The 931-nt window shown below is 56.7% G+C and carries 1 pseudogene; it reads left to right on the forward strand.

Annotation, left to right across the window (positions count from 1 at the left end):
* Nucleotides 1-194 precede the first annotated feature (194 nt).
* A pseudogene (locus ACF8EA_RS19760) lies at nucleotides 195-931 on the forward strand (IS110-like element ISPpu9 family transposase); the annotation flags it as partial.

Below are 931 nucleotides of genomic sequence, written 5' to 3' on the forward strand. Positions count from 1 at the left end.
GGGTTCGTGTGCGCGGGACAGAGATCGTAGCCAGCACTGGTGTGTGTCCGCACACCCGCGTGGGAGAGTGATCCGCACGGTATCGGCGTGAAGTCCCTGTAGGCATCAGCTGATTCAGCTGTGACCACGTATGAGAGAGTGAACCCTTTCGCCACCGTGTGCCCCGCGCGCCCTTTATCCTGCGAGGATTCATCATGGCGCGCAAGCCTTCCAAGCAACGCTTTACCGTCGTCCATCCCGATTGCGCGGCGATCGATGTCGGTGGTCGAGAGCATTTCGTGGCGGTCGATCCCCGGCACGAAAATCCCGTCCAGTCGTTCACGTCCTTTACTGACGACCTGCTCAAGATGGCTAACTGGCTTGAAAGCCTGGGGATCAAGGTCGTTGCCATGGAATCCACGGGAGTTTATTGGATTCCAATTTACGAGATTCTCAGCGAGCGCGGCTTTGAGGTTTATCTCGTCAATGCCAGAGCAACCCGGCAAATCACGGGCCGTAAATCAGATGTGCTGGATTGCCAGTGGATTTGGCAGCTGATGACTCATGGACTGCTCCGAGGCGCATTCCGCCCCGATGATCTGACCTGCTGCGTCCGGTCATTGGTCAGGCAGCGTGCTTCCAAAGTGAAAGACCAGGCGCAGACGCTGAACCGGATGCAAAAGGCCATGAGCCAAATGAACATCCAGCTGGCCAATGTCATCAGTGATATTTCCGGCGTAACTGGCATGAAGATTTTGCGAGCCATCTGCGCAGGTGAACGGGACCCAGTGCAACTGGCTGAACTGACCGACCGCCGCATCAAGGCAGGCAAGGAGGCTGTCGCTCGGAGTCTTCATGGCAATTGGCGGCGCGAGCATTTGCATGCGCTAACTCAGGAATTGGCTGCCTATGACTTCCTGGAGCAGCAAATTGCTGATTGTGACGACGCCAT

Source organism: Pseudomonas sp. YQ_5, from assembly GCF_043103305.1.
GTDB lineage: Bacteria > Pseudomonadota > Gammaproteobacteria > Pseudomonadales > Pseudomonadaceae > Aquipseudomonas > Aquipseudomonas putida_Y.